The following is a 19,835-nucleotide window of genomic DNA, read 5'->3' as shown; positions in this document are numbered from 1 at the left end:
GGACCTGAGGCTGGTCAGGTCAGGCGGGCCCGGTGCCGGTGCCGGTCTCGTTCTCGGCGAGGGCCCGGACGGCGTCCGCGAACGCCTCGCCGCGCTTGTTGTAGTTGGCGAACATGTCCATCGAGGCGCAGGCCGGGGCCAGCAGGACCGTGTCCCCCGGCCGGGCGAGCCGGGTCGCCTCCTGGACCGCCGCCGACATCGCCCCAGTGTCGGTCCGGTCAAGGTCGACCACCGGGACCTCGGGGGCGTGTCGCAGCAGGGCTTCCCGGATCAGCGCGCGCTCCGCGCCGATCAGGACGACCCCGCGCAGCCGGCCCGCGGACCGCTGCACCAGCTCGTCGAAGTCCGCGCCCTTGGCCAGGCCGCCGGCGATCCAGACGATCGGGTCGTAGGCCGCCAACGAGGCCTCGGCCGCGTGGGTGTTGGTGGCCTTGGAGTCGTCGACGTAGGCGACGCCGTCGACGTCCAGGACGTGCTCGATGCGGTGCGCGTCGGGGCGGAAGGCCCGCAGTCCGTCGCGTACCGCCCGCGGTTCGACGCCGAAGGCGCGGGCGAGGGCGGCCGCGGCGAGCGCGTTGGCGATGTTGTGCGGGGCCGGCGGCTGGACGTCGGAGACCTCTGCGAGCTCCTGGGCGTTCTTCTGCCGGTTCTCGACGAAGGCCCGGTCGACGAGGATCCCCTCGACGACGCCGAGCTGGGACGGGCCGGGGGTGCCGAGGGTGAAGCCGATCGCGCGGCAGCCCTCCTCGACGTCGGCCTCACGGACCAGGTCCTCGGTGGCCGGGTCGGCCACGTTGTAGACGCAGGCGACCGTGTTGCCCTCGTAGATCCGGCCCTTGTCGGCGGCGTACGCCTCCATCGAGCCGTGCCAGTCGAGGTGGTCCGGGGCGAGGTTGAGCACGGCCGCGGAGTGGGCGCGCAGCGAGGGTGCCCAGTGCAACTGGTAACTGGAGAGTTCGACGGCGAGCACGTCGTACGACTCGTCGCCGAGGACGGCGTCGAGGAGCGAGACGCCGATGTTGCCGACGGCGGCGGTCTTCAGGCCTGCCGCCTCCAGGATGGAGGCGAGCATCCGCACGGTCGTGGTCTTGCCGTTGGTGCCGGTGACCGCGAGCCAGGGCGCGGCGCCCGCCCGTCGCCCACCACCACCCTTGCCTGACTGCGCTGCGCGCAGGCTCTCCCCATAGCCGCGCAGGCGCCACGCCAGTTCGACGTCGCCCCAGACCTCGACGCCCGCCTCGGCGGCGGCGGCGAAGAGCGGCTTGTCGGGCCGCCAGCCGGGGGCGGTCACGATCAGCTCGGTGCCCTCGGGCAGGGTCGCCCCGTCGCCGAGCCGGACGGTGATCCCCTCGGCCTCCAACTCGGCGGCCTGGGCCTTGGAACGCTCGTCGTCGCCGTCGTTGACGACGGTCACGACCGCGCCGAGGCCGTGCAGGACGCGGGCGGCCGGGATGCCGGAGACCCCGAGCCCCGCGACCGTGACCCGCTTGCCCTTCCAGTCCACCGTCTCGCTCACTTCTCGGATGCCCATCCCGCGTAGAAGAGGCCCAGACCCACGATGACGCACATGCCCTGGATGATCCAGAACCGGACCACCACCAGGACCTCCGACCAGCCCTTGAGCTCGAAGTGGTGCTGGAGCGGCGCCATCCGGAAGACCCGCTTGCCGGTCATCTTGAAGGAGCCGACCTGGATGACCACGGACATCGTGATCAGCACGAACAGGCCGCCGAGCAGCGCGAGCAGCAGCTCCGTGCGGGAGCAGATCGCGAGGCCGGCGAGCGCGCCGCCGAGGGCCAGCGAGCCGGTGTCGCCCATGAAGATCTTGGCCGGCGAGGTGTTCCACCACAGGAAGCCGAAGCAGGCACCCATCAGGGCGGAGGCGACGACCGCGAGGTCGAGCGGGTCGCGGACCTCGAAGCAGGCGTTGGGGTTGGTCAGGGTCACGGCGTTGGCGCAGGACTCCTGGAACTGCCACAGGCCGATGAACGTGTACGCGCCGAAGACCATCACCGAGGCGCCGGTCGCCAGACCGTCCAGACCGTCCGTCAGGTTCACGCCGTTGGACATGGCCAGGATCATGAACAGCGCCCAGACCACGAACAGCACCGGGCCGATGGACCAGCCGAAGTCGGTGATGAAGGAGAGCTTCTCGGAGGCCGGGGTCAGCCCGCGCAGGTCGGCGAACTGGAGCGAGAGCACGGCGAAGGCGATGCCGACGATCAGCTGGCCGGCCATCTTCGCCTTGGCCCGCAGACCCAGCGACCGCTGCTTGACGATCTTGATGTAGTCGTCCAGGAAGCCGACCAGGCCCATGCCCGCCATCAGGAACAGCACCAGCACGCCCGAGTACGTCGGGTCCTCGCCGGTGATGACCTTGGCGAGCGCGTACGCGATGAGCGTGGCCAGGATGAAGGAGATACCGCCCATGGTGGGCGTGCCCTTCTTGCCGGCGTGGCCGCGCGGGCCGTCGTCCCGGATGAACTGCCCGTATCCCTTGCGGGCCAGCAGCTTGATGAGCAGCGGGGTGCCGATCAAGGTCAGGAAGAGCCCGATGGCTCCCGCGAAGAGGATCTGCCTCATCGGCCGGTGACCTCACCCTCGGCGGTGTTCTCGAGCAGTGCCAGTGCGACCTGCTCGAGCCCGACGGACCGGGACGCCTTCACCAGCACGACGTCTCCCGGGCGCAGCTCTCTGCGCAACAGGTCGATCGCCGCCTGCGCGTCGGACACGTGCACCGACTCCTCACCCCACGAACCCTCGTTATATGCGCCCAGTTGCAGCCAGGACGCTTCCCTGTCCCCGACCGCCACGAGCTTGCTGACGTTGAGCCGGACGGCGAGCCGCCCGACCGCGTCGTGCTCGGCGAGCGAGTCGTCGCCGAGCTCGGCCATCCTGCCGAGCACCGCCCACGTACGAGCCCCCCGGGCCTGAGCCGCCCTGCCCATGGCCGCGAGCGCGCGCAGGGCGGCTCGCATGGACTCGGGGTTCGCGTTGTAGGCGTCGTTGACGACCGTCACGCCGTCCGGACGCTCGGTGACCTCCATACGCCAGCGCGACAGGGTGCCGGCCTCGGAGAGCGCGGTGGCGATCTCCTCGACAGGCATGCCCAGCTCATGGGCGACGGCGGCCGCGGCGAGCGCGTTCGACACGTGGTGCTCACCGTACAGGCGCAAGGTCACGTCACTGCACCCGGTGGGTGTGTGAAGACTGAAAGAGGGTTGTCCGTTCTCCATGAGCCGGACATTCTCGGCACGCACGGCGGCGTCCTCGGCTTCGCCGAAGAGCACGACGCGGGCCTTGGTGCGGCTCGCCATGGCGCGGACGAGCGGGTCGTCGGCGTTCAGGACGGCGACGCCGCCGTCCTCCGGAAGCCCTTCGACGAGCTCTCCCTTGGCCTGGGCGATCTGCTCACGGCCGCCGAACTCGCCGATGTGGGCGGTGCCGACGTTGAGGACCAGGCCGATCCGGGGCGGGGTCAGGCCGGTGAGGTAGCGGATGTGGCCGATGCCGCGTGCGCCCATCTCCAGGACCAGGTGCTGGGTGTCCTCGGTGGCGCGCAGCGCGGTGAGCGGCAGCCCGATCTCGTTGTTGAGCGAGCCTGGCGTCCACACGGTCGGCGCGTGCTTCTGCAGGACCTGGGCGATCAGGTCCTTGGTGGACGTCTTGCCCGCCGAGCCGGTGAGGGCGACGACATCGGTACCGAGCCGCTCGACGACGGCGCGGGCGAGCGCGCCGAGCGCCGCCTGGACGTCGTCCACGACGATCGCGGGCACGCCGACGGGGCGGGCGGCCAGCACGGCTGCCGCGCCCGCCTCGACGGCGCGCACCGCGTAGTCGTGGCCGTCGACGTGCTCGCCGGCGAAGGCGGCGAAGAGGCTGCCGGGCCGCACCTCGCGGGAGTCGATGACGACGGGACCGGTGACCTGGACGGACGGATCCGGTATGTCGTACGACTGCCCGCCGACGATGGCGGCGATCTCGGCGAGGGAGAGGGCGATCACTGCTGCATCCCTGACTGGTCTCGTGACGACGGTGCGTTCTGCTGATGGGCGATCGCGGCGCGCAGCACCTCGCGGTCGTCGAAGGGGCGGACCACCCCGGCGACGTCCTGGCCCTGCTCGTGGCCCTTGCCCGCGACCAGGACGGTGTCGCCCGGCCGCGCGCGGGACACGGCCGCGGCGATGGCGGCGGCCCGGTCGGGTTCGACCAGGACGTCGCCGCGCTCGCCCGAGGGCACCTCGGCGGCGCCCGCGAGCATCGCGAGCAGGATCGCCAGTGGGTCCTCGGAGCGCGGGTTGTCGGAGGTCAGTACGGCGGTGTCGGCGAGCCGGGCGGCGGCGGCGCCCATCGGGCCGCGCTTGGTGGTGTCCCGGTCGCCGCCGCAGCCGATGACGACGTGCAGCCGGCCCTCGGTGACCTCGCGCAGCGAGCGCAGCACCGACTCGACGGCGTCCGTCTTGTGCGCGTAGTCGACGACCGCGAGGTACGGCTGGCCCGCGTCGACGCGCTCCAGGCGGCCGGGCACGCCGGGCACGGCGGCCACGCCGTCGGCGGCGGTCTGCGGGTCGAGCCCGGCGGCTGCCAGGGTGACGATCGCGGCGAGGGTGTTGGCGACGTTGAACGGGCCGGGCAGCGGGGCGGTGGCGGAGATCCGCTCGCCCTTGGGGCCGACGGCGGTGAACGTCGAGTCGGCGGCGCCCAGGACGACGTCCTCGGCGCGCCAGTCGGCGGCCGGGTCGCCCGCGGCGGAGAAGGTGGTGACCGGGACGCCGGCCTCCTTCGCCAGCCGGCGGCCGTACTCGTCGTCGAGGTTGATCACGCCCTGCTCGCTGCGTTTCGGCGTGAAGAGCTGTGCCTTGGCCCGGAAGTAGTCCTCCATGTCGGAGTGGAACTCCATGTGTTCCGGGCTGAGGTTGTTGAAGACGGCGACGTCGAAGACGCAGCCGTCGACCCGGCCGAGCACGAGGGCGTGGCTGGAGACCTCCATGGCGACCGAGTCGACGCCGCGTTCGCGCATGACCGCGAACAGCGCCTGGAGGTCGGTGGCCTCGGGGGTGGTGCGCTCCGACTTGATGCGCTCGTCGCCGATCCGCATCTCGACGGTGCCGATGAGTCCGGTCCTCCGGCCGGCCGCCCGCAGCCCGCCCTCGACGAGGTAGGCCGTGGTGGTCTTGCCGGAGGTGCCGGTGATGCCGAGCTGGAGCAGGCCGGCGCCGGGCCGGCCGTAGATCTCGGCGGCCAGCTCGCCCATCCGGCCGCGCGGGTCCTCGACCGCCAGGACCGGCAGGCCGGTCGCGGCGGCGCGCTCGGCGCCGCTCGGGTCGGTGAGGATCGCGACGGCGCCGAGGCCGGCGGCCTGGGCGGCGAAGTCGGCGCCGTGCAGCCGGGCGCCGGGCAGGGCCGCGTACACGTCCCCGGGGCGTACCGCCCGCGAGTCGTGGGTGATCCCGGTCACCTCGGCCTGGCCCGCGGTCTCGACACCCAGCCGTGCGGCCAGCTCGCCGAGCGGGGTCGGGGAGGGCTGCGCCGGGCGGGGCGGGGTGGTTCGGTACTGATCAGCTTGTGGCACGGCGGTGAGCGTACCGGGCGCACCCTGCGCAGGGCTAAATGGACCCTCGGGGGTGCGGGGGTCGGGCTTCCGGTTCCCGGAATCGGAGGTGATCGTTCTCACTGGTGCTCCCACCGGATCTGGGCTCGGTGTCAGGACGTGCGGTCAGGGCTTGAAGGCGACCGGAAGCCGGGGCGGTTCGGCGCCGGTCGGGGCGACGTGCAGGGTCTTGAGGGCGAACTCCATGACCTGCTTGTAGATGGGGCCGCAGATCTGGCCGCCGAAGTGACTGCCCTTGGTCGGGTTCTGGATGGCGCAGTAGACCGTGATGCGGGGCTTGTCGGCGGGGGCGAAGCCGGCGAAGGAGGCCGTGTAGCCGTTGTAGCGGCCGAGTTCGGGGTCGACCCGGTTGGCCGTTCCGGTCTTGCCGGCGACGCGGTAGCCGGGGATGGCGGCCTTGGTGCCGGTGCCCTCCTCGTCGCCGACCACGGACTCCAGCATCTGCGCGAGGGTCTTCGCGGTCTTCTCGCTGACCACCCGGGTCTGCTTGGGCTCGGCGGACGGGGTGAACCGCCCGTCGGGCCCCTTGGTGCCGCGGACCAGCGTCGGCTCGATCCGGACCCCGCCGTTGGCGATGGTCGAGTAGACGGAGGTGGCCTGCATCGCGTTGATGGACAGGCCCTGGCCGAACGGGATCGTGTACTGCTGCGAGGTCGACCACTTCTGCGGCGGGGCGAGGATGCCGGGGGTCTCGCCGGGGTAGCCGAGCCCGGTCGGGCTGCCGATGCCGAACTTGCGCAGGTACGAGTGGAGGACCTTGTTCGACTCGGCCTGGGTGTCCCCGAGCTGGCCGGTGGCCAGGATGGTGCCGATGTTGCTGGACTTGGCGAGGACGCCGCTCAGGGTCAGGTACCAGGTTTCGTGGTCGATGTCGTCCTTGAAGAGCCGGTCGCCGCGGTGCAGCCGGTTGGGGACGGTGACGTGGGTGTCGGCGGCGGCCGCGCCCTCCTCGAGCACGGCGGCCATGGACATGACCTTGCTGGTGGAGCCGGGCTCGTACGCGTCCTGGAGGGCGGCGTTGCCCATGGCGGCTGAGTTGGCCTGGCTGAGGTCGTTCGGGTCGAAGCCGGGGGCGTTGGCCATGGCCAGCACCTCGCCGGTCTTCGTGTCCTGCACTATCACGTAGCCGCGGTCCGCCCGGGACTTCTTCACCTGCGCGGTGATGGCCTGCTGGGCGGCCCACTGGATGTCCCGGTCGATCGTCAGCTCGATGTCGTCGCCGGGCACGGCCGGGGTGCCGCGGGAGCCGGCGGTCGGGACCTCGCGGCCGCCGGACTGGGCGTAGCGAATCTTGCCGTCCTTGCCGGCCAGCTCCTTGTCGAGCATGGACTCCAGGCCGCCCGCACCGCGGCCCTCGGCGTTGACGTACCCCAGTATCCCGGCGGCGAGTTCGCCGTTCGGGTACACGCGCTTGGTGCTGGGCTCGCTGAGGATGCCGCCGAGCAGGTTGATCCCGTTGCCGCCCTGGGAGGGCCGGGACTTCTGGGCGTAGACCTTCTTCAGGTCCTTGATCTGGTTCCAGACCTGAGGGGTCTGCCGGCGGGCGAGCAGCGCGTAGCGGGACTTGGGGGTGCGCAGCTTCTTGGCGAGTTCGGCGGGCTCCTTGCCGAGCAGCGGCGCGAGGAGCGCGGCGGCCTGCTCGGGGGCGTCGGGGCGCTTGCTCTCCTCGGGCGTGAAGAGCTTCGGGTCGGCGGTGATGTCGTACGCGTCGACGCTGGCGGCGAGCGCGATGCCGGCCCGGTCGGTGATCTCGCCGCGGTCTGCGGAGAGCGTGTACTCCTGGTAGCGGTGCTTCTCGGCCTTGGCCGCGTACGCGGCTGCGTCGACGGCCTGGACCTGGAGCAGCCGGACCACGAAGGCCAGCATGACGAGGGTCAGGCCGAGCGAGACGAGGCGGAGCCGGGGCCGCGGGCTGCCGAGCTTGATGGTGCGCGCCCTCGGCCGCGGCCGGGACGCGGGGCGGGCGGCGGGGCGGGCCGGGCGGCGGGCGGCCGGGCGGGGCGCGGCGGACGGGGTCCGGGGGCGCGCGGGGCCGGGGACCCGGCGGCGCGGGGGTTCCTTGGGGGGCACTGCGTCACCTGCCGGAGGTCGTCGGGGCGGGCGCGGTCGGGAGTGTCGCGGGGTCCTGCCGAGCGTTCGGCGGGGTGTTCTGCTGGGCGTTCGGCTGCGGCTTGCCGGCGGCGGGCGGGGGCGTGCGCGGCGGGGTGCCGCTGGGCGTCGGGGAGGGTTCCGGCGGCGGGGCGGACGCCTCCGAGCGCTCACCGCGGACCTTGCCGTCCGGGTCCAGGAAGGCGGGGCTGCCGCCCGGCACCATGCCCAGCTCGCGGGCCCGGCGCTCCAGCGCGTCGGGCGCGGAGTAGTCGTCCACGTCCCGCTGGAGGGCCTGCTCCTCGTCGGTCAGCTCGGTGGTGCGGGACTTGAGGTCGCGCAGCTTGAAGGAGCCCTGGTTGAGGGCGGAGTTCAGCAGCAGCAGGGTGATCAGGCCGCCGCCGAGGAGCACGACGACGAGCAGGACGAACGGGGTCCGGGCCGCGGTGCTGGGCCCCGACGGCATGAACCGCCCGAGCCGCGCGGCCCGCCCCTTCAGTGGCCCCTGCTTCGTCACCGTGCTTCCCCGTTCCTCACGAAGGCTCGTCCTCCCGGATCCGCTCCGCACCGCGCAGCCGGGCCGGGGCCGCCCGTCGGTTCTCCGCGATCTCCTGCTCCGTGGGCAGCTCGGCGCCACGGGTCAGCAGCTTCAGGCGGGGCTGGTACTGCTCGGGGATCACCGGCAGGCCGGGCGGCGCGGTGTTCGCCGCGCCCGCCGCGAAGACCTGCTTGACGATCCGGTCCTCCAGCGACTGGTACGACAGGACGACGACCCGGCCGCCCACCCGGACCGCCTTCACGGCCGCGGGGATCGCGTTCTCGACCGCCTCCAGCTCGCGGTTCACCTCGATGCGCAGGGCCTGGAAGGTGCGCTTGGCCGGGTTGCCGCCGGTGCGCTTGGCGGCCTGCGGCAGCGCGTCGCGGATCAGCTCGACCAGCCGGGCGCTGTTGCTGAACGGCTCCTTCTCGCGCTCCCGCACGATCGCCGAGACGATCCGCTTGGCCTGCTTCTCCTCGCCGTACGCCCGCAGGATCCGGACCAGCTCGCCGGCCGGGTAGGTGTTGAGCACCTCGGCGGCGCTGATCCCGGTCGTCTGGTCCATGCGCATGTCGAGCGGGGCGTCCTGCGCGTAGGCGAAGCCGCGGTCGGCCTCGTCCAGCTGCATGGAGGAGACGCCGAGGTCGAACAGGACCCCGTCGACGCGCGGGACGCCGAGCCGGTCGAGGACCTCGGGGAGCTCGTCGTACACCGCGTGCACGAGGGTGGCGCGTTCGCCGTACGGGGCGAGCCGCTCGCCGGAGAGGCGCAGCGCCTCCTTGTCCCGGTCCAGGGCGATCAGCCGCACCTCGGGGAACTGCCGCAGCAGCTCCTCGCTGTGTCCGCCGAGCCCGAGCGTGCAGTCGACGACGACCGCGCCCGGCCGTTGCAGTGCGGGGGCCAACATGTCCAGGCACCGCTGGAGCATCACCGGGACGTGTCGGTCGTTGCTCAAAGCCGCCCTCTCAGAATCCGGCGCGGCGCTCCGTACAGCCGGGGTCACAGCCGGGCCCCCCGTACGCAGCCGCCGCCCACGCGGGGAGAAACCACTGAAATCGCGCAATGTCTCCGTGAACTGCGCGTCACTTTAGTCCACAGGTCGGTGCGGTCAATCAACCGGCTGGCGCGTCGCCGGGGGCGTCGGGGACCGATGGGCAAATCGGACACCTCACCCGTTCGGACCCACCTTCCACCCGCCTGTGGGTTACCTCACAACAAGCCTCATTGACGTTCTTTGTCCGCTCTCACAGCGGGCCGGGGCGGAACGTGACCACTAACGTCATAGACATGTCGACCTCCGCGCACCCCTCAGCCGACACCGCCGACGCCATACGCTCCGACGGGTCCGTCACCGACCGCCTCGTCGAGGCGAACGAGCGCTACGCCGCCGGCTTCACCGACCCCGGCATGGACGCCCGCCCCGTCCTGAACGTCGCCGTCGTCGCCTGCATGGACGCCCGTCTCGACCTGCACGCCGCGCTCGGCCTCGAGCTCGGCGACTGCCACACCATCCGCAACGCGGGCGGCGTGGTCACCGACGACGTGATCCGCTCCCTCACCATCAGCCAGCGCGCCCTCGGCACGCGCAGCGTGGTGCTGATCCACCACACCGGCTGCGGTCTGGAGTCCCTCACCGAGGAGTTCCGGCACGAGCTGGAGATGGAGGTCGGCCAGCGGCCGGCCTGGGCCGTGGAGGCCTTCCGCGACGTCGACCAGGACGTGCGCCAGTCCATGCAGCGGGTGCGGACCTCGCCCTTCCTGCTGCACAGCGACGACGTCCGCGGCTTCGTCTTCGACGTGCACACGGGCCTGCTGCGGGAGATCGACCCGGCGTAGCGCCCGGGGCTCCGGCACCGGTCCCGACCGGTGCCGGAGCCTGTCTCGGCCCGTCGTAATCCGGCAAACCCCGGCATATCCGCGGCACTTGTCCACAGGCGAGTGACACGACGCGGCGAGCGAACAAGAATGCCGGTGTGACACCCCCTCGGAACCACTGGGGACGCGGTGTCGCGTTTCGGCGAGGAGGGCCGGGTGACGACCTATGACGAGCGAGCGAGCCTCTCAGATCTGACCACCACAGCGGAGCGGGTGCGCCGGTCGGTGGAGAGCGTGATCGAGGGCAAGCCCGAGGTCGTACGCCTTGCCCTGACCGTGCTGCTCGCGGAGGGACACCTGCTGATCGAGGACGTCCCCGGCGTCGGCAAGACCATGCTGGCCAAGACGCTGGCGCGGTCCGTGGACTGCTCGGTGCGGCGGATCCAGTTCACGCCGGACCTGCTGCCCTCGGACATCACGGGTGTGTCGATCTACGACCAGCAGCGGCGCGACTTCGAGTTCAAGCCGGGCGCGATCTTCGCGCAGATCGTCATCGGTGACGAGATCAACCGCGCCTCGCCGAAGACCCAGTCGGCCCTCCTGGAGTCCATGGAGGAGCGGCAGGTCACGATCGACGGGCAGACGTACGAGCTGCCCAGCCCGTTCATGGTGGTGGCCACCCAGAACCCGGTGGAGATGGAGGGCACGTACCCGCTGCCCGAGGCGCAGCGGGACCGCTTCATGGCCCGCGTCTCGATGGGGTACCCGAGCCCCGAGGCCGAGCTCCAGATGCTCGACGTGCACGGCTCGGTCTCCCCGCTGGACGACCTCCAGCCGGTGGCGCACGCCCATGACATCGTGAAGCTGATCGACGCGGTCCGCACGGTGCACGTCGCCGACGCGGTGCGCCGGTACGCCGTCGACCTGGTCGCGGCCACCCGCAACCACCCCGATCTGAGACTCGGGGCGTCGCCGCGCGCCACGCTGCACCTGCTCCGCGCCGCCAAGGCGTCCGCCGCGCTCAGCGGCCGCGACTACGTGCTGCCCGACGACCTCCAGGCGCTGGCCGCCCCGGTCCTCGCGCACCGGCTGCTGCCGACCGCGCAGGCCCAGCTGAACCGGCGCAGCGCCGATCAGGTCGTCCGCGACATCCTCCAGCGCACCCCGGTGCCGCAGGCCGCGCCGCCCGCCGGCCCGCTGTACGGCCAGCAGCAGCCCGGCACCCGGCGGCTGTGATGGCGGCCGCCGGACCCGCCGCCGCGACGGACGGCGCTCCGGGCGGCGAGCGGCCGGACACCGGGCGAAAGGCGGAGGACCGGGGCGGCCTGCGGGCCGCGTTCGCCGGTCTGACCACCCGTGGCCGGTCGTTCCTGGCCGCCGGGGTCGCCGCGGGCGTCTGCGCGTACGTGCTCGGCCAGGGCGACCTGCTCCGCGTCGGCCTGCTGCTCGCCGTCCTGCCGCTGATCTGCGTCCTCGTGCTGCACCGGACCCGCTACCGGGTCGCCGGCAGCCGCCGGCTGACCCCGGTCCGGGTGCCCGCGGGCGCCGAGGCCCGGGTGCACCTGCGGATGGACAACGTCTCCCGGCTGCCCACCGGGCTGCTCATGCTCCAGGACCACGTGCCGTACATGCTCGGGCCGCGGCCCCGGTTCGTGCTGGACCGGGTCGAGCCGGGCGGCCGACGGGAGGTCTCGTACAAGGTCCGCTCGGACCTGCGCGGGCGCTTTCCGCTGGGACCGCTGCAGCTGCGGCTCACCGACCCGTTCGGGATGTGCGAGCTGACCCGCTCGTTCAGCGCGTACGACACCCTCACGGTCGTCCCCCGCACCGAGCCGCTGCCGCCGGTGCGGCTCGCGGGCGAGTCGGCCGGGTACGGCGACGGCCGGCAGCGCTCGGTGGCGCTGGCCGGCGACGACGACGTCATCCCGCGCACCTACCGCTACGGCGACGACCTGCGCCGGGTCCACTGGCGCTCCACGGCCCGCTACGGCGAGCTGATGGTGCGCCGCGAGGAGCAGCCGCAGCGGTCCCGCTGCACGGTGCTGCTCGACACCCGCCGGATCGCCTTCCAGGGCGCCGGTCCGGAGTCGGCCTTCGAGTGGGCGGTCTCCGGTGCGGCGTCCGCGTTGGTGCACATGCTGGAGCGGGGCTACTCGGTCCGGCTGCTCACCGACGACGGCACGGCCGTGCCGGGCGAATCGGGCGAGGGCTTCGCCGGTTCGTCGACGGAGTCCGCCGAGACGGCGGGCCTGATGATGGATACCCTCGCGGTCGTCGACCACTCCGAAGGGGCCGGTCTCTCGCGCGCGTACGACGTGCTGCGTGGCGGCGACGAGGGGCTGCTGATCGCCTTCCTGGGCGACCTCGACGAGGAGCAGGCGACGCTGGCCGCCCGGCTGCGGCACCGCAGTGGCGCGGCGGTCGCCTTCGTCCTGGACAGCGGCGAGTGGCTGACCGGTGGTGCGGTGAGCGGCGCCGTCGAGCGCCGGCTGCGCACACTGCGCGAGGCCGGCTGGACGGCGCTGCCGGTGCGGCCCGGCGAATCGCTCGCCGCGCTGTGGCAGCAGGCCGGTGGCGCGGCCCGGACCGGGGCGGGCGCCCACGACCCCGGCACGTACGGCTCCGGCACGCACGGCTCCCGCGCCGCGGACGCCGGTACGACGAACCACCCGGGGGTACGGTCATGAGCGGCCGCGCGAGGCTGACGCTGTGCGCGTACGCCGCCACGCTGATGGCGGCGGGCGCGCTGATCCCGCTGGTCCGCCCCTCGTCCTGGATCCTGACGGCGGCGTTCCTGCTGGCCGTGCAGAGCGGTGTCGGCGCGCTGACCCGGCGGGTTCCGCTGGCCCGGCCGCTGACGATCGCCGCGCAGGCCGTCGTCACCCTGCTGGCGCTCACCCTGGTCTTCGTCCGTGAACAGGCGGTGCTCGGCCTCCTGCCGGGCCCGCAGGCGTTCCTGGGCTTCGCCACGCTGTTCGACGCGGGCGTGGCGGACGTGACCCGGTACGCGAGCCCCGCGCCGGCCACCGACGGCATCCGGTTGATGCTGGTCACCGGGGTGCTGGTGATAGGGCTGCTGGTGGACACGCTCGCGGTGACGTTCCGCGTCGCGGCCCCGGCCGGTCTGCCGCTGCTCGCCCTGTACTCGGTCGCCGCCGGACTGACCGGCGGCGGGGCGAGCCGGCTCTGGTTCCTGCTGGCCGCCACCGGCTACCTGCTGCTCCTGCTGGCGGAGGGCCGCGACCGGCTCTCTCAGTGGGGCCGGGTCTTCGGCGGGGTGCAGCAGCCCGGCCGCGCGGGCGCTCTGGAGTCGGGCGGGACGGCGTCGGCGCCGACCCGTACCGGGCGGCGGATCGGTGTGGCCGCGATGGGCCTCGCGCTCGTCGTTCCGATGGCGCTGCCCGCGCTGAGCGGCGGTCTGCTCGGCGGGGCCGGCCAGGGCGAGGGGCAGGGGAACGGGCGCGGCGGGACGATCTCCGCGGTGAACCCGCTGGTGTCCCTGCAGGACAACCTGAACCAGCCCGAGGACCGCGAGGTGCTCAGCTACCGGACCACCACGCGCGACACCTCGGACATGTATCTGCGTCTGGTGGCGCTGGACCAGTTCGACGGGACGTCGTGGAAGTCCTCGGTCCGCAAGGTCCAGGACGTGCCCCGGGAGCTGCCCGGCCCGGAGGGGCTCGGCGACGCCGTCGACCGGACCGGGGTGACCGCCAACTTCGTGGCCTCTCCCTCGTACGAGCAGAAGTGGCTGCCGATGCCGTACCCGGCGACCCGGGTCGAGATCGGCGGGCGCTGGCGGTACGAGCCGGCCGGCCGGATGCTGGTCGGCGACGACAAGCAGACCACCCGGGGCGTGCGGTACACCGTCTCCAGCCTGAAGGTGCGGCCGACGGCCCGGCAGCTGTCGGATGCGCCGCCGGCCCCGAACGGGCTGCGGCGCGAGTACACGAAGGTGCCGGCCGCGCTGCCGCCCGAGGTGGCGACGAAGGCCCGGGAGATCACCAGGGGCGCGGGCAACCCGTACGAGCAGGCGGTCGCGCTGCAGGACTGGTTCGCCCGGGACGGCGGCTTCCGCTACGACACGGAGGTCGCGTCGGGGACGGGCGTGCAGGCCATCAGCCGCTTCCTGAAGCAGAAGGAGGGCTTCTGCGTCCACTTCTCGTTCTCGATGGCGGCGATGGCCCGGACGCTGGGCATCCCGGCGCGGGTCGCGGTCGGCTTCACCCCGGGCACTCCGCAGCCCGACGGGCGGATCACGGTCGGCATACGGGACGCCCACGCGTGGCCCGAGCTGTACTTCGAGGGCGTGGGCTGGACCCGCTTCGAGCCGACGCCGACGCGCGGCACAACGCCGGCGTACACCCGGTCGGACGTCCCGACGGGCGAGAGCAGCGGGCCCGCGGAGCCGCAGGAGAGCGAGGCGGCCGTCCCGTCGGCGGCGCCGAGCAGCTCGGACGGCTGCACGCCGCAGCTGCGGCGGCAGGGCGAGTGCGGCACGGAGGACCAGGCAGGTGCGGTCGCGGCCTCGGACGACGGGATGCCGCCGCTGCAGATGGCACTGATCGGGCTCGGGGTCGCGGTGGTGCTGACACTGCCGTTCCTGCCGATGCTGTGGCGCAAGCGGGTACGGGCCGGACGGCTCGGGTCGGCCGGCCGGGCGCCTGAGGACGTGGCGGCGCGGGCGCTGGCGGCCTGGCAGGAGATCGTCGACACGGCGTGGGACTACGGGATCACGCCGGACGAGTCGCTGACCCTGCGCAGAGCGGCGGCCCGGATCGTCCGCCTCGGGCACCTGCAGGGTGACCCGGCGGACGCGGTGCACCGGGTGGCACGGTCGTTGGAGGAGGTGCTGTACGCCCCCGCCCCGCGGCCGGCCACGGCGCCCGCCGACGAGGTGGGGGTCGTACGGACCGGGCTCGCCGCCCTGGCGACCCGCCCGGAGCACTACCGTGCGCTGCTGGCGCCGCGTTCGTCCGTCAGGGTGATCTGGGCGGTCTCGGCCCGCTGGGCGGCGTTCGCCACCCGGGTGTCGACCCGGCGGGACGACCTGCTGGACCGCTGGACGGCGGCGGGCCGCCGACTGCTGCGCCCGTCCCGGCAGCGCGGCTGAGAGTCGGCGTGGGGCGTCGTCCCGCTGAGGCGGGACGACGCCCTACGCCGTGGCCGCGCCCGCCGGGACGCACATGGCGGGGCCGGACGTACCAGGGGCTCGACATGCCGCTGCCCCGGCGCGCGGATGCGGCCGGGGCAGCGGGGAGTTTCAGGTGGAGGACCGGGGAGGGGGCGTCAGTGCCCGCCGCCCTGCTGCTCGTCGCGGCGGCGCTGCCAGCGCTCCTCGATGCGGTTCATCATCGAGCGCCGCTGGCGCGGCTGCCGCCCGCCGGCGGCCTGCTGTTCACCGCGCTTGGGCGCCTTGCGCCAACCGGTGACGGCGAGGACCGCGCACCCCAGCATGACGAGGAAACCGATCACGCTGAGCCAGACCTGAACGAGCACCATTCCGGTCATGAGGAGCGCGATACCCACCAGGAAGCCGGCGACTGCCTGGTAGACCCGTCGCCGGGTGTACGTACGCAGTCCGCTTCCCTCGAGCGCTGTCGCGAACTTGGGATCTTCGGCGTACAGCGCTCGCTCCATCTGCTCGAGCATTCGCTGCTCGTGCTCCGAGAGCGGCACGGAGTCCTCCTAGTCGTCGGTCGCGGGGGCGACCGGATGCGGCCCTTTCAGGATAGGCAGGGAATCGCCCCCGTGAAACCCGCCCACTACGCGTAATCGCCAATCCGGGCCGCCACGGCGGTTCGGCTGCTGAGGCGTAGATTCCCCGACGGCCGATCCGTCATGCCGGATGGTGTCCCCCGATCATACGGGGCGAACCGCTCGATCGGGGGTCCTGTGGCGTACTCCATCTGCGGCTGCGTCCCTGATCAGCCCGTCGGTCGGGCGCGGTCAGGCGCGCTTCTCGCCGAGCACGTGCAACTGGGTGGCGACGGCGTGGAAGGACGGCAGCTCGGCGGCCGCCGCCTCCAGCTTCAGCAGGGCCTCCAGCGCGCCCGGCTCGGTGTCCACGAGGACGCCGGGGACCAGGTCGGCGAAGACCCGGACGCCGTGCACCGCGCCGACCTCCAGGCCGGCCGCCGCGGCCAGCTCGGTGAGCTGGTCGGCGGTGAAGCGGCGCGGCACCGGGTCGGCGTCGCCCCATCGGCCGTCCGGGTCACCGAGCGCGTGCCGGGCCTCGTTGAAGTGGCCGGCGAGGGCCCGGGCGAGGACCGCCCCGCCGAGCCCGGCGGCGAGCAGGCTGAGCGCGCCGGCGGGCCGCAGCGCGGCCACCGCGTTGCGCACGCCCTCGGCCGGGTCGTCGACGTACTCCAGGACGCCGTGGCACAGCACCGCGTCGTAGCCCTCGCGCTCGACGACGTCGAACAGGCCGCGGATGTCTCCCTGCACTCCGGTGACGCGGTCGGCGACCCCCGCCTCGGCGGCCCGTCGCTCCAGGGCGAAGAGCGCGTTCGGGCTGGGGTCGACGACGGTCACGCGGTGGCCGAGCCGGGCGACCGGGACGGCGAAGTTGCCGGAGCCGCCGCCGGTGTCGAGGACGTCGAGGGTGTCTTTCCCGGAGGCCTTGGCCCGGCGGTCGAGGGAGTCCTTGAGGACGTCCCAGACGACGGCGGTACGCAGGGAGGCACGCGACGGGCGCGTGGAGGTCTCCCGGGCGAAGACAGCGGAAGGGTCCGACACGGCAGTTGACTCCTCGTGGACGGGTGCGAACGCTTCCACCCTATGGCCTCGGCCGCACTCCCCGGTCATCCCACGGCGTCGCCCGCCCCCGGCTGCCTCGGCAGCACCGGCTGGAGCACCAGCAGGCGTTCGACCAGGCGCAGGAACATCATCGCGTCGCGCACCAGATCGTCGGCGTCCCTGCTGGTGGCGGCGCCGGTGATGCCCGCCTCGGCGCGGGCCCGGCGGGCCGCTCCGGAGGCGAAGAGGGCGCTCCACTCGGTCAGTTCGGGGGCTATCTCGGGGAGGACCTCCCACGCGCTGCGGATCCTGGCCCGCCGGCGCGGGTTGGTCTCGGGCCGGCCGCGGGCGGCGAGCACGGCGGCGGCGGTGCGGAGGGCGGCGAGGTGGGCGGTCGCGTACCGCTCGTTGGGCACGGGGAGCGTGGCCGCCTCGTCGAGGCCCGCGCGGGCCTGGGCGAGCAGGTCGAGGGCGGCGGGCGGCGCGGTGGAGCGGCGCGGCACCGGGTGGACGTCGGATGCCGGACCGGCGGTCGAGGGGGCAGGGCGGCCTCCAGGGCGGCGCCGGGGTGCGGCTGCTGCGGAGGAACTGGCCATGACGAGCCTCCTGTCGTCGTGTGACGGTTCTGTCGCCGTCTGCATCCATCGTGCAGGCCGCCACTGACAATCACTCCGACCTGGGCTTTCGCCCTCCTGTGTCCCGATACGCCGGTGGCCCGGCGGAAGTGGAGAAACGTTTCCCCTTCACTTCCGCCGGGCCGCCGGGCCGCCGGCGCCGTCAGTCGCGCCTCACGCCTGGGCGCGGGCGGCGAGGACGGTGCGGTCGCGGCGCATGAGGACCGCGTAGAGAACCGACGAGACGGCCATGCCGGCCGGCAGCGAGATGTCCACGCCGCCGAGGGCGGTGGCGACCGGCCCGGTGTAGAGGGTGTTGACGGACAGGGCGGCCGCGGCCACGCCCGCGAGGAGCGCGACGGCGCCGGACCGGTTGACGCCGCCGGTGTACCAGAACGGGCTGCCCGGGGTCTCGTCCGAGAGCGCCCGGCCGTCGTAGCGGAAGCGGCGCAGCACGATGTCGGTGGCGTACACGGCCATCAGCGGGCCGATCAGGACCACGATCACCTGCAGGGCGTTGCTGACGGTGTCGAGGAAGTTCGAGACCAGCAGGCCGTACAGGGTGAGCGCGACGGACACGGCGCCGTCGAAGAGGACGCTGACGGTACGGCGGATGCGCAGGCCGACGGCCTGGAGGGCGAGGCCGGCGCTGTAGGCGGTCAGGGCGTTGATGGCGATGGTGCCGACGACCAGGGCGATCAGGAAGATCGGGGTGAACCAGCCGGGCAGGATCGTCTGCAGGGCGGTCTGCGGGTCGGACATGTCGATCGCGGTGGCGGCGAAGGCGCCGAGCGAGCAGGTGATGACGCTCGGCACGAAGGCGCCGGACGCGGTCCAGCCGACGATCGCCTTCCGGGACGAGTCGGCCGGCAGGTAGCGGGAGAAGTCGGCGCTGGTCGTGTAGGACAGCGGGCCCGAGGCGATCATGGTGGTGCCGGCGATCAGGACGGCCCACAGCTCGACGCCGCTCAGCGGCTCGGCGGGCTGGTAGGAGAAGTCGGCGTGACCGATGACCGCGACGGCGAGGACGGCGAAGGCCGCGGTCAGCGCCAGGGTGATCGGCAGGTAGAGCTTCATGATCAGCGCGTGGCCGTAAACGCTGATGGCCAGCGTGAGCGCCGCGATGACCACGATGACGGCGACCTTGACCGGAGTGGTCGCGCCGATGCCCGTCTTCTCGACCAGGGCGAAGGCGGCGGTCGCGGCGGCGGCCAGATTGAGGGCGAAGTAGCAGACCGAAACGAACCAGCCACCGATCGCGTTGTTCACGCGGTTGCCGATGACGCCGTACAGCGCGCGGGTGACCACCTCGCTGGGGGCGCCGGCGGCCGGGCCGGAGGTCGCCAGGAGTCCGGTGAACAGCCAGAACAGGTTGCCGATGACGATCACGGCGACGGCCTGCCACAGGTTCAGCCCCATGAGCACCAGCGCACCGCCGATGACCAGGCTGAGGTAGTTCACGTTCGCCGCGGACCAGACGGAGAACAGGTCCCGCGGACGGCCGTGCCGCTCCGAGTCGGGGATGTGGTCGATGCCGTGGGCCTCGATGCGCCGGGCGCTCTCCGCGGCGGGCGGGGTCTCCCCCGGCGCTTCCTCGGCGTCGGGGTGGGGCTTTTCGATCGTGGACGCCATGCGGCCCTCCGGTTGGCTGGTATTCACCGCCTGCTTGCTTATTGGTCGCACACTCAATAGCATCCTCGGTATGTCGTCAAGCGTCCAGCGCAAACGAATTCGCAAATCTCCGGACGAGCGTCGGGCGGAGATCGTCGAGGCAGCGACCGCGATCGCCCTGACCGAGGGGCTGGAATGCGTCACGCTGCGTCGGATCGCCGACGAGCTCGACGTCCGACCCGGTCTGATCAGCCACTACTTCCCCTCCGTGGAGGATCTGGTGGCGGAGGCGTTCGGCAGTGCGGCGAGCGCCGAGCTCGACCGGCTGGTGCCCGTCGACCCGGCCGGCGCGACCCCCACCGAGCAGCTGGCCGCCTTCTTCGGGCACACCTCCGGGGCCGCGTACGACGCCATCAGCCGGCTCTGGATCAACGCCCGGCACCTCAGCCGCTACCGGGACGTGTTGCGCGACCGGGTCGCCGAGCAGGAGGCCGCCTGGCGCGGCCGGCTCGAGGGCGTCGTCCGGCGCGGGGTGGAGCGGGAGGAGTTCCGCACCCCCGATCCGTACGTGACGACCATCCAGATCCTGGTCGTGCTCGACGGCCTCGGGGCGCACGCGAACACCGACACCAGCAACCGGCCCGCCGCGGTGACGCGGATGGCCGTCGCCACGGCGGAGCGCGAACTCGGCCTGCCGAGCGGCGCGCTCGACGCCCGCCCCGCCACGGCACCGGACGCGGCACCGGAACCCGCCGCGGCACCCGGCTCGGACCCCGCGGCGGAGCCCGTCCCGAACCCTGCCGCCGTCCCCAACTGACCC

At 73.1% G+C, this 19,835-nt stretch carries 16 protein-coding genes; 5 read left to right on the top strand and 11 right to left on the bottom strand.

Features of this window, described 5'->3' with window-relative positions; genetic code table 11:
• Positions 1-19 precede the first annotated feature (19 nt).
• The 7 genes from murD to rsmH are packed head-to-tail and all read right to left on the bottom strand — an operon-like array spanning position 20 to position 9,192.
• Positions 20-1,531, bottom strand: a complete 1,512-nt coding sequence (gene murD / locus R2D22_RS27280) for a UDP-N-acetylmuramoyl-L-alanine--D-glutamate ligase (protein WP_318107329.1) — start codon at positions 1,529-1,531, stop codon at positions 20-22.
• The gene (gene mraY, locus R2D22_RS27275; RefSeq protein WP_315890924.1) at positions 1,513-2,583 is read right to left on the bottom strand and encodes a phospho-N-acetylmuramoyl-pentapeptide-transferase; all 1,071 of its coding nucleotides are present in this window, start codon (positions 2,581-2,583) and stop codon (positions 1,513-1,515) included. The genes murD and mraY overlap by 19 nt, the downstream gene beginning before the upstream one ends.
• Entirely contained in the window at positions 2,580-4,004 is a 1,425-nt protein-coding gene (locus R2D22_RS27270) for a UDP-N-acetylmuramoyl-tripeptide--D-alanyl-D-alanine ligase (RefSeq protein WP_318107328.1), read from the bottom strand. Before R2D22_RS27270 ends, mraY begins: the two co-directional genes overlap by 4 nt.
• Complete coding sequence (locus R2D22_RS27265; RefSeq protein WP_411977084.1) at positions 4,001-5,674, bottom strand: UDP-N-acetylmuramoyl-L-alanyl-D-glutamate--2,6-diaminopimelate ligase; 1,674 nt, start codon at positions 5,672-5,674, stop codon at positions 4,001-4,003. Before R2D22_RS27265 ends, R2D22_RS27270 begins: the two co-directional genes overlap by 4 nt.
• 42 nt (positions 5,675-5,716) lie before the next feature.
• The gene (locus R2D22_RS27260; RefSeq protein WP_318107326.1) at positions 5,717-7,681 is read right to left on the bottom strand and encodes a peptidoglycan D,D-transpeptidase FtsI family protein; all 1,965 of its coding nucleotides are present in this window, start codon (positions 7,679-7,681) and stop codon (positions 5,717-5,719) included.
• Between the two features lie 4 nt (positions 7,682-7,685).
• Positions 7,686-8,216 carry a cell division protein FtsL gene (gene ftsL / locus R2D22_RS27255; RefSeq protein WP_318107325.1) on the bottom strand — a complete coding sequence of 177 codons (531 nt, stop codon included), beginning with the start codon at positions 8,214-8,216 and terminating at the stop codon, positions 7,686-7,688.
• 16 nt (positions 8,217-8,232) lie between these two features.
• Entirely contained in the window at positions 8,233-9,192 is a 960-nt protein-coding gene (gene rsmH, locus R2D22_RS27250) for a 16S rRNA (cytosine(1402)-N(4))-methyltransferase RsmH (protein ID WP_318107324.1), read from the bottom strand.
• Between the two features lie 332 nt (positions 9,193-9,524).
• Between rsmH and R2D22_RS27245 the strand changes: the two genes are divergently transcribed.
• The 4 genes from R2D22_RS27245 to R2D22_RS27230 all read left to right on the top strand — a co-directional run bounded on the left by R2D22_RS27245 (position 9,525) and on the right by R2D22_RS27230 (position 15,165).
• Positions 9,525-10,073, top strand: a complete 549-nt coding sequence (locus R2D22_RS27245) for a beta-class carbonic anhydrase (protein ID WP_318107323.1) — start codon at positions 9,525-9,527, stop codon at positions 10,071-10,073.
• A 195-nt stretch (positions 10,074-10,268) separates the two neighbouring features.
• Positions 10,269-11,288 (top strand): AAA family ATPase, encoded by a 1,020-nt coding sequence (locus R2D22_RS27240; protein ID WP_318107322.1) that lies wholly within the window; start codon positions 10,269-10,271, stop codon positions 11,286-11,288.
• Positions 11,288-12,739 carry a DUF58 domain-containing protein gene (locus R2D22_RS27235; protein WP_318107321.1) on the top strand — a complete coding sequence of 484 codons (1,452 nt, stop codon included), beginning with the start codon at positions 11,288-11,290 and terminating at the stop codon, positions 12,737-12,739. Before R2D22_RS27240 ends, R2D22_RS27235 begins: the two co-directional genes overlap by 1 nt.
• Positions 12,736-15,165: a transglutaminase TgpA family protein gene (locus R2D22_RS27230; protein ID WP_318107320.1), complete on the top strand. Its 2,430-nt coding sequence runs from the start codon at positions 12,736-12,738 to the stop codon at positions 15,163-15,165. The genes R2D22_RS27235 and R2D22_RS27230 overlap by 4 nt, the downstream gene beginning before the upstream one ends.
• A 176-nt stretch (positions 15,166-15,341) precedes the next feature.
• Here R2D22_RS27230 and R2D22_RS27225 read toward each other — a convergent pair whose 3' ends face one another.
• The 4 genes from R2D22_RS27225 to R2D22_RS27210 all read right to left on the bottom strand — a co-directional run bounded on the left by R2D22_RS27225 (position 15,342) and on the right by R2D22_RS27210 (position 19,036).
• Entirely contained in the window at positions 15,342-15,731 is a 390-nt protein-coding gene (locus R2D22_RS27225; RefSeq protein WP_318107319.1) for a DUF3040 domain-containing protein, read from the bottom strand.
• A 270-nt stretch (positions 15,732-16,001) separates the two neighbouring features.
• The gene (locus R2D22_RS27220) at positions 16,002-16,790 is read right to left on the bottom strand and encodes a class I SAM-dependent methyltransferase (protein WP_318107318.1); all 789 of its coding nucleotides are present in this window, start codon (positions 16,788-16,790) and stop codon (positions 16,002-16,004) included.
• 65 nt (positions 16,791-16,855) lie between these two features.
• Positions 16,856-17,386, bottom strand: a complete 531-nt coding sequence (locus R2D22_RS27215; protein ID WP_318107317.1) for an SAV_6107 family HEPN domain-containing protein — start codon at positions 17,384-17,386, stop codon at positions 16,856-16,858.
• Positions 17,387-17,578: 192 nt separating this feature from the next.
• Positions 17,579-19,036: a purine-cytosine permease family protein gene (locus R2D22_RS27210; RefSeq protein WP_318107316.1), complete on the bottom strand. Its 1,458-nt coding sequence runs from the start codon at positions 19,034-19,036 to the stop codon at positions 17,579-17,581.
• A gap of 70 nt (positions 19,037-19,106) precedes the next feature.
• On the opposite strand from R2D22_RS27210, the gene R2D22_RS27205 reads away from it, so the two are divergent.
• Entirely contained in the window at positions 19,107-19,832 is a 726-nt protein-coding gene (locus tag R2D22_RS27205) for a TetR/AcrR family transcriptional regulator (protein WP_318107315.1), read from the top strand.
• The last annotated feature ends 3 nt before the right edge of the window (positions 19,833-19,835 follow it).

This window comes from Streptomyces sp. HUAS YS2 (assembly GCF_033343995.1).
Classification (GTDB): domain Bacteria; phylum Actinomycetota; class Actinomycetes; order Streptomycetales; family Streptomycetaceae; genus Streptomyces; species Streptomyces solicathayae.
The sequence above is the reverse complement of the archived record's forward strand: the minus strand, read 5'-3'. Positions and strand labels throughout refer to the sequence as shown.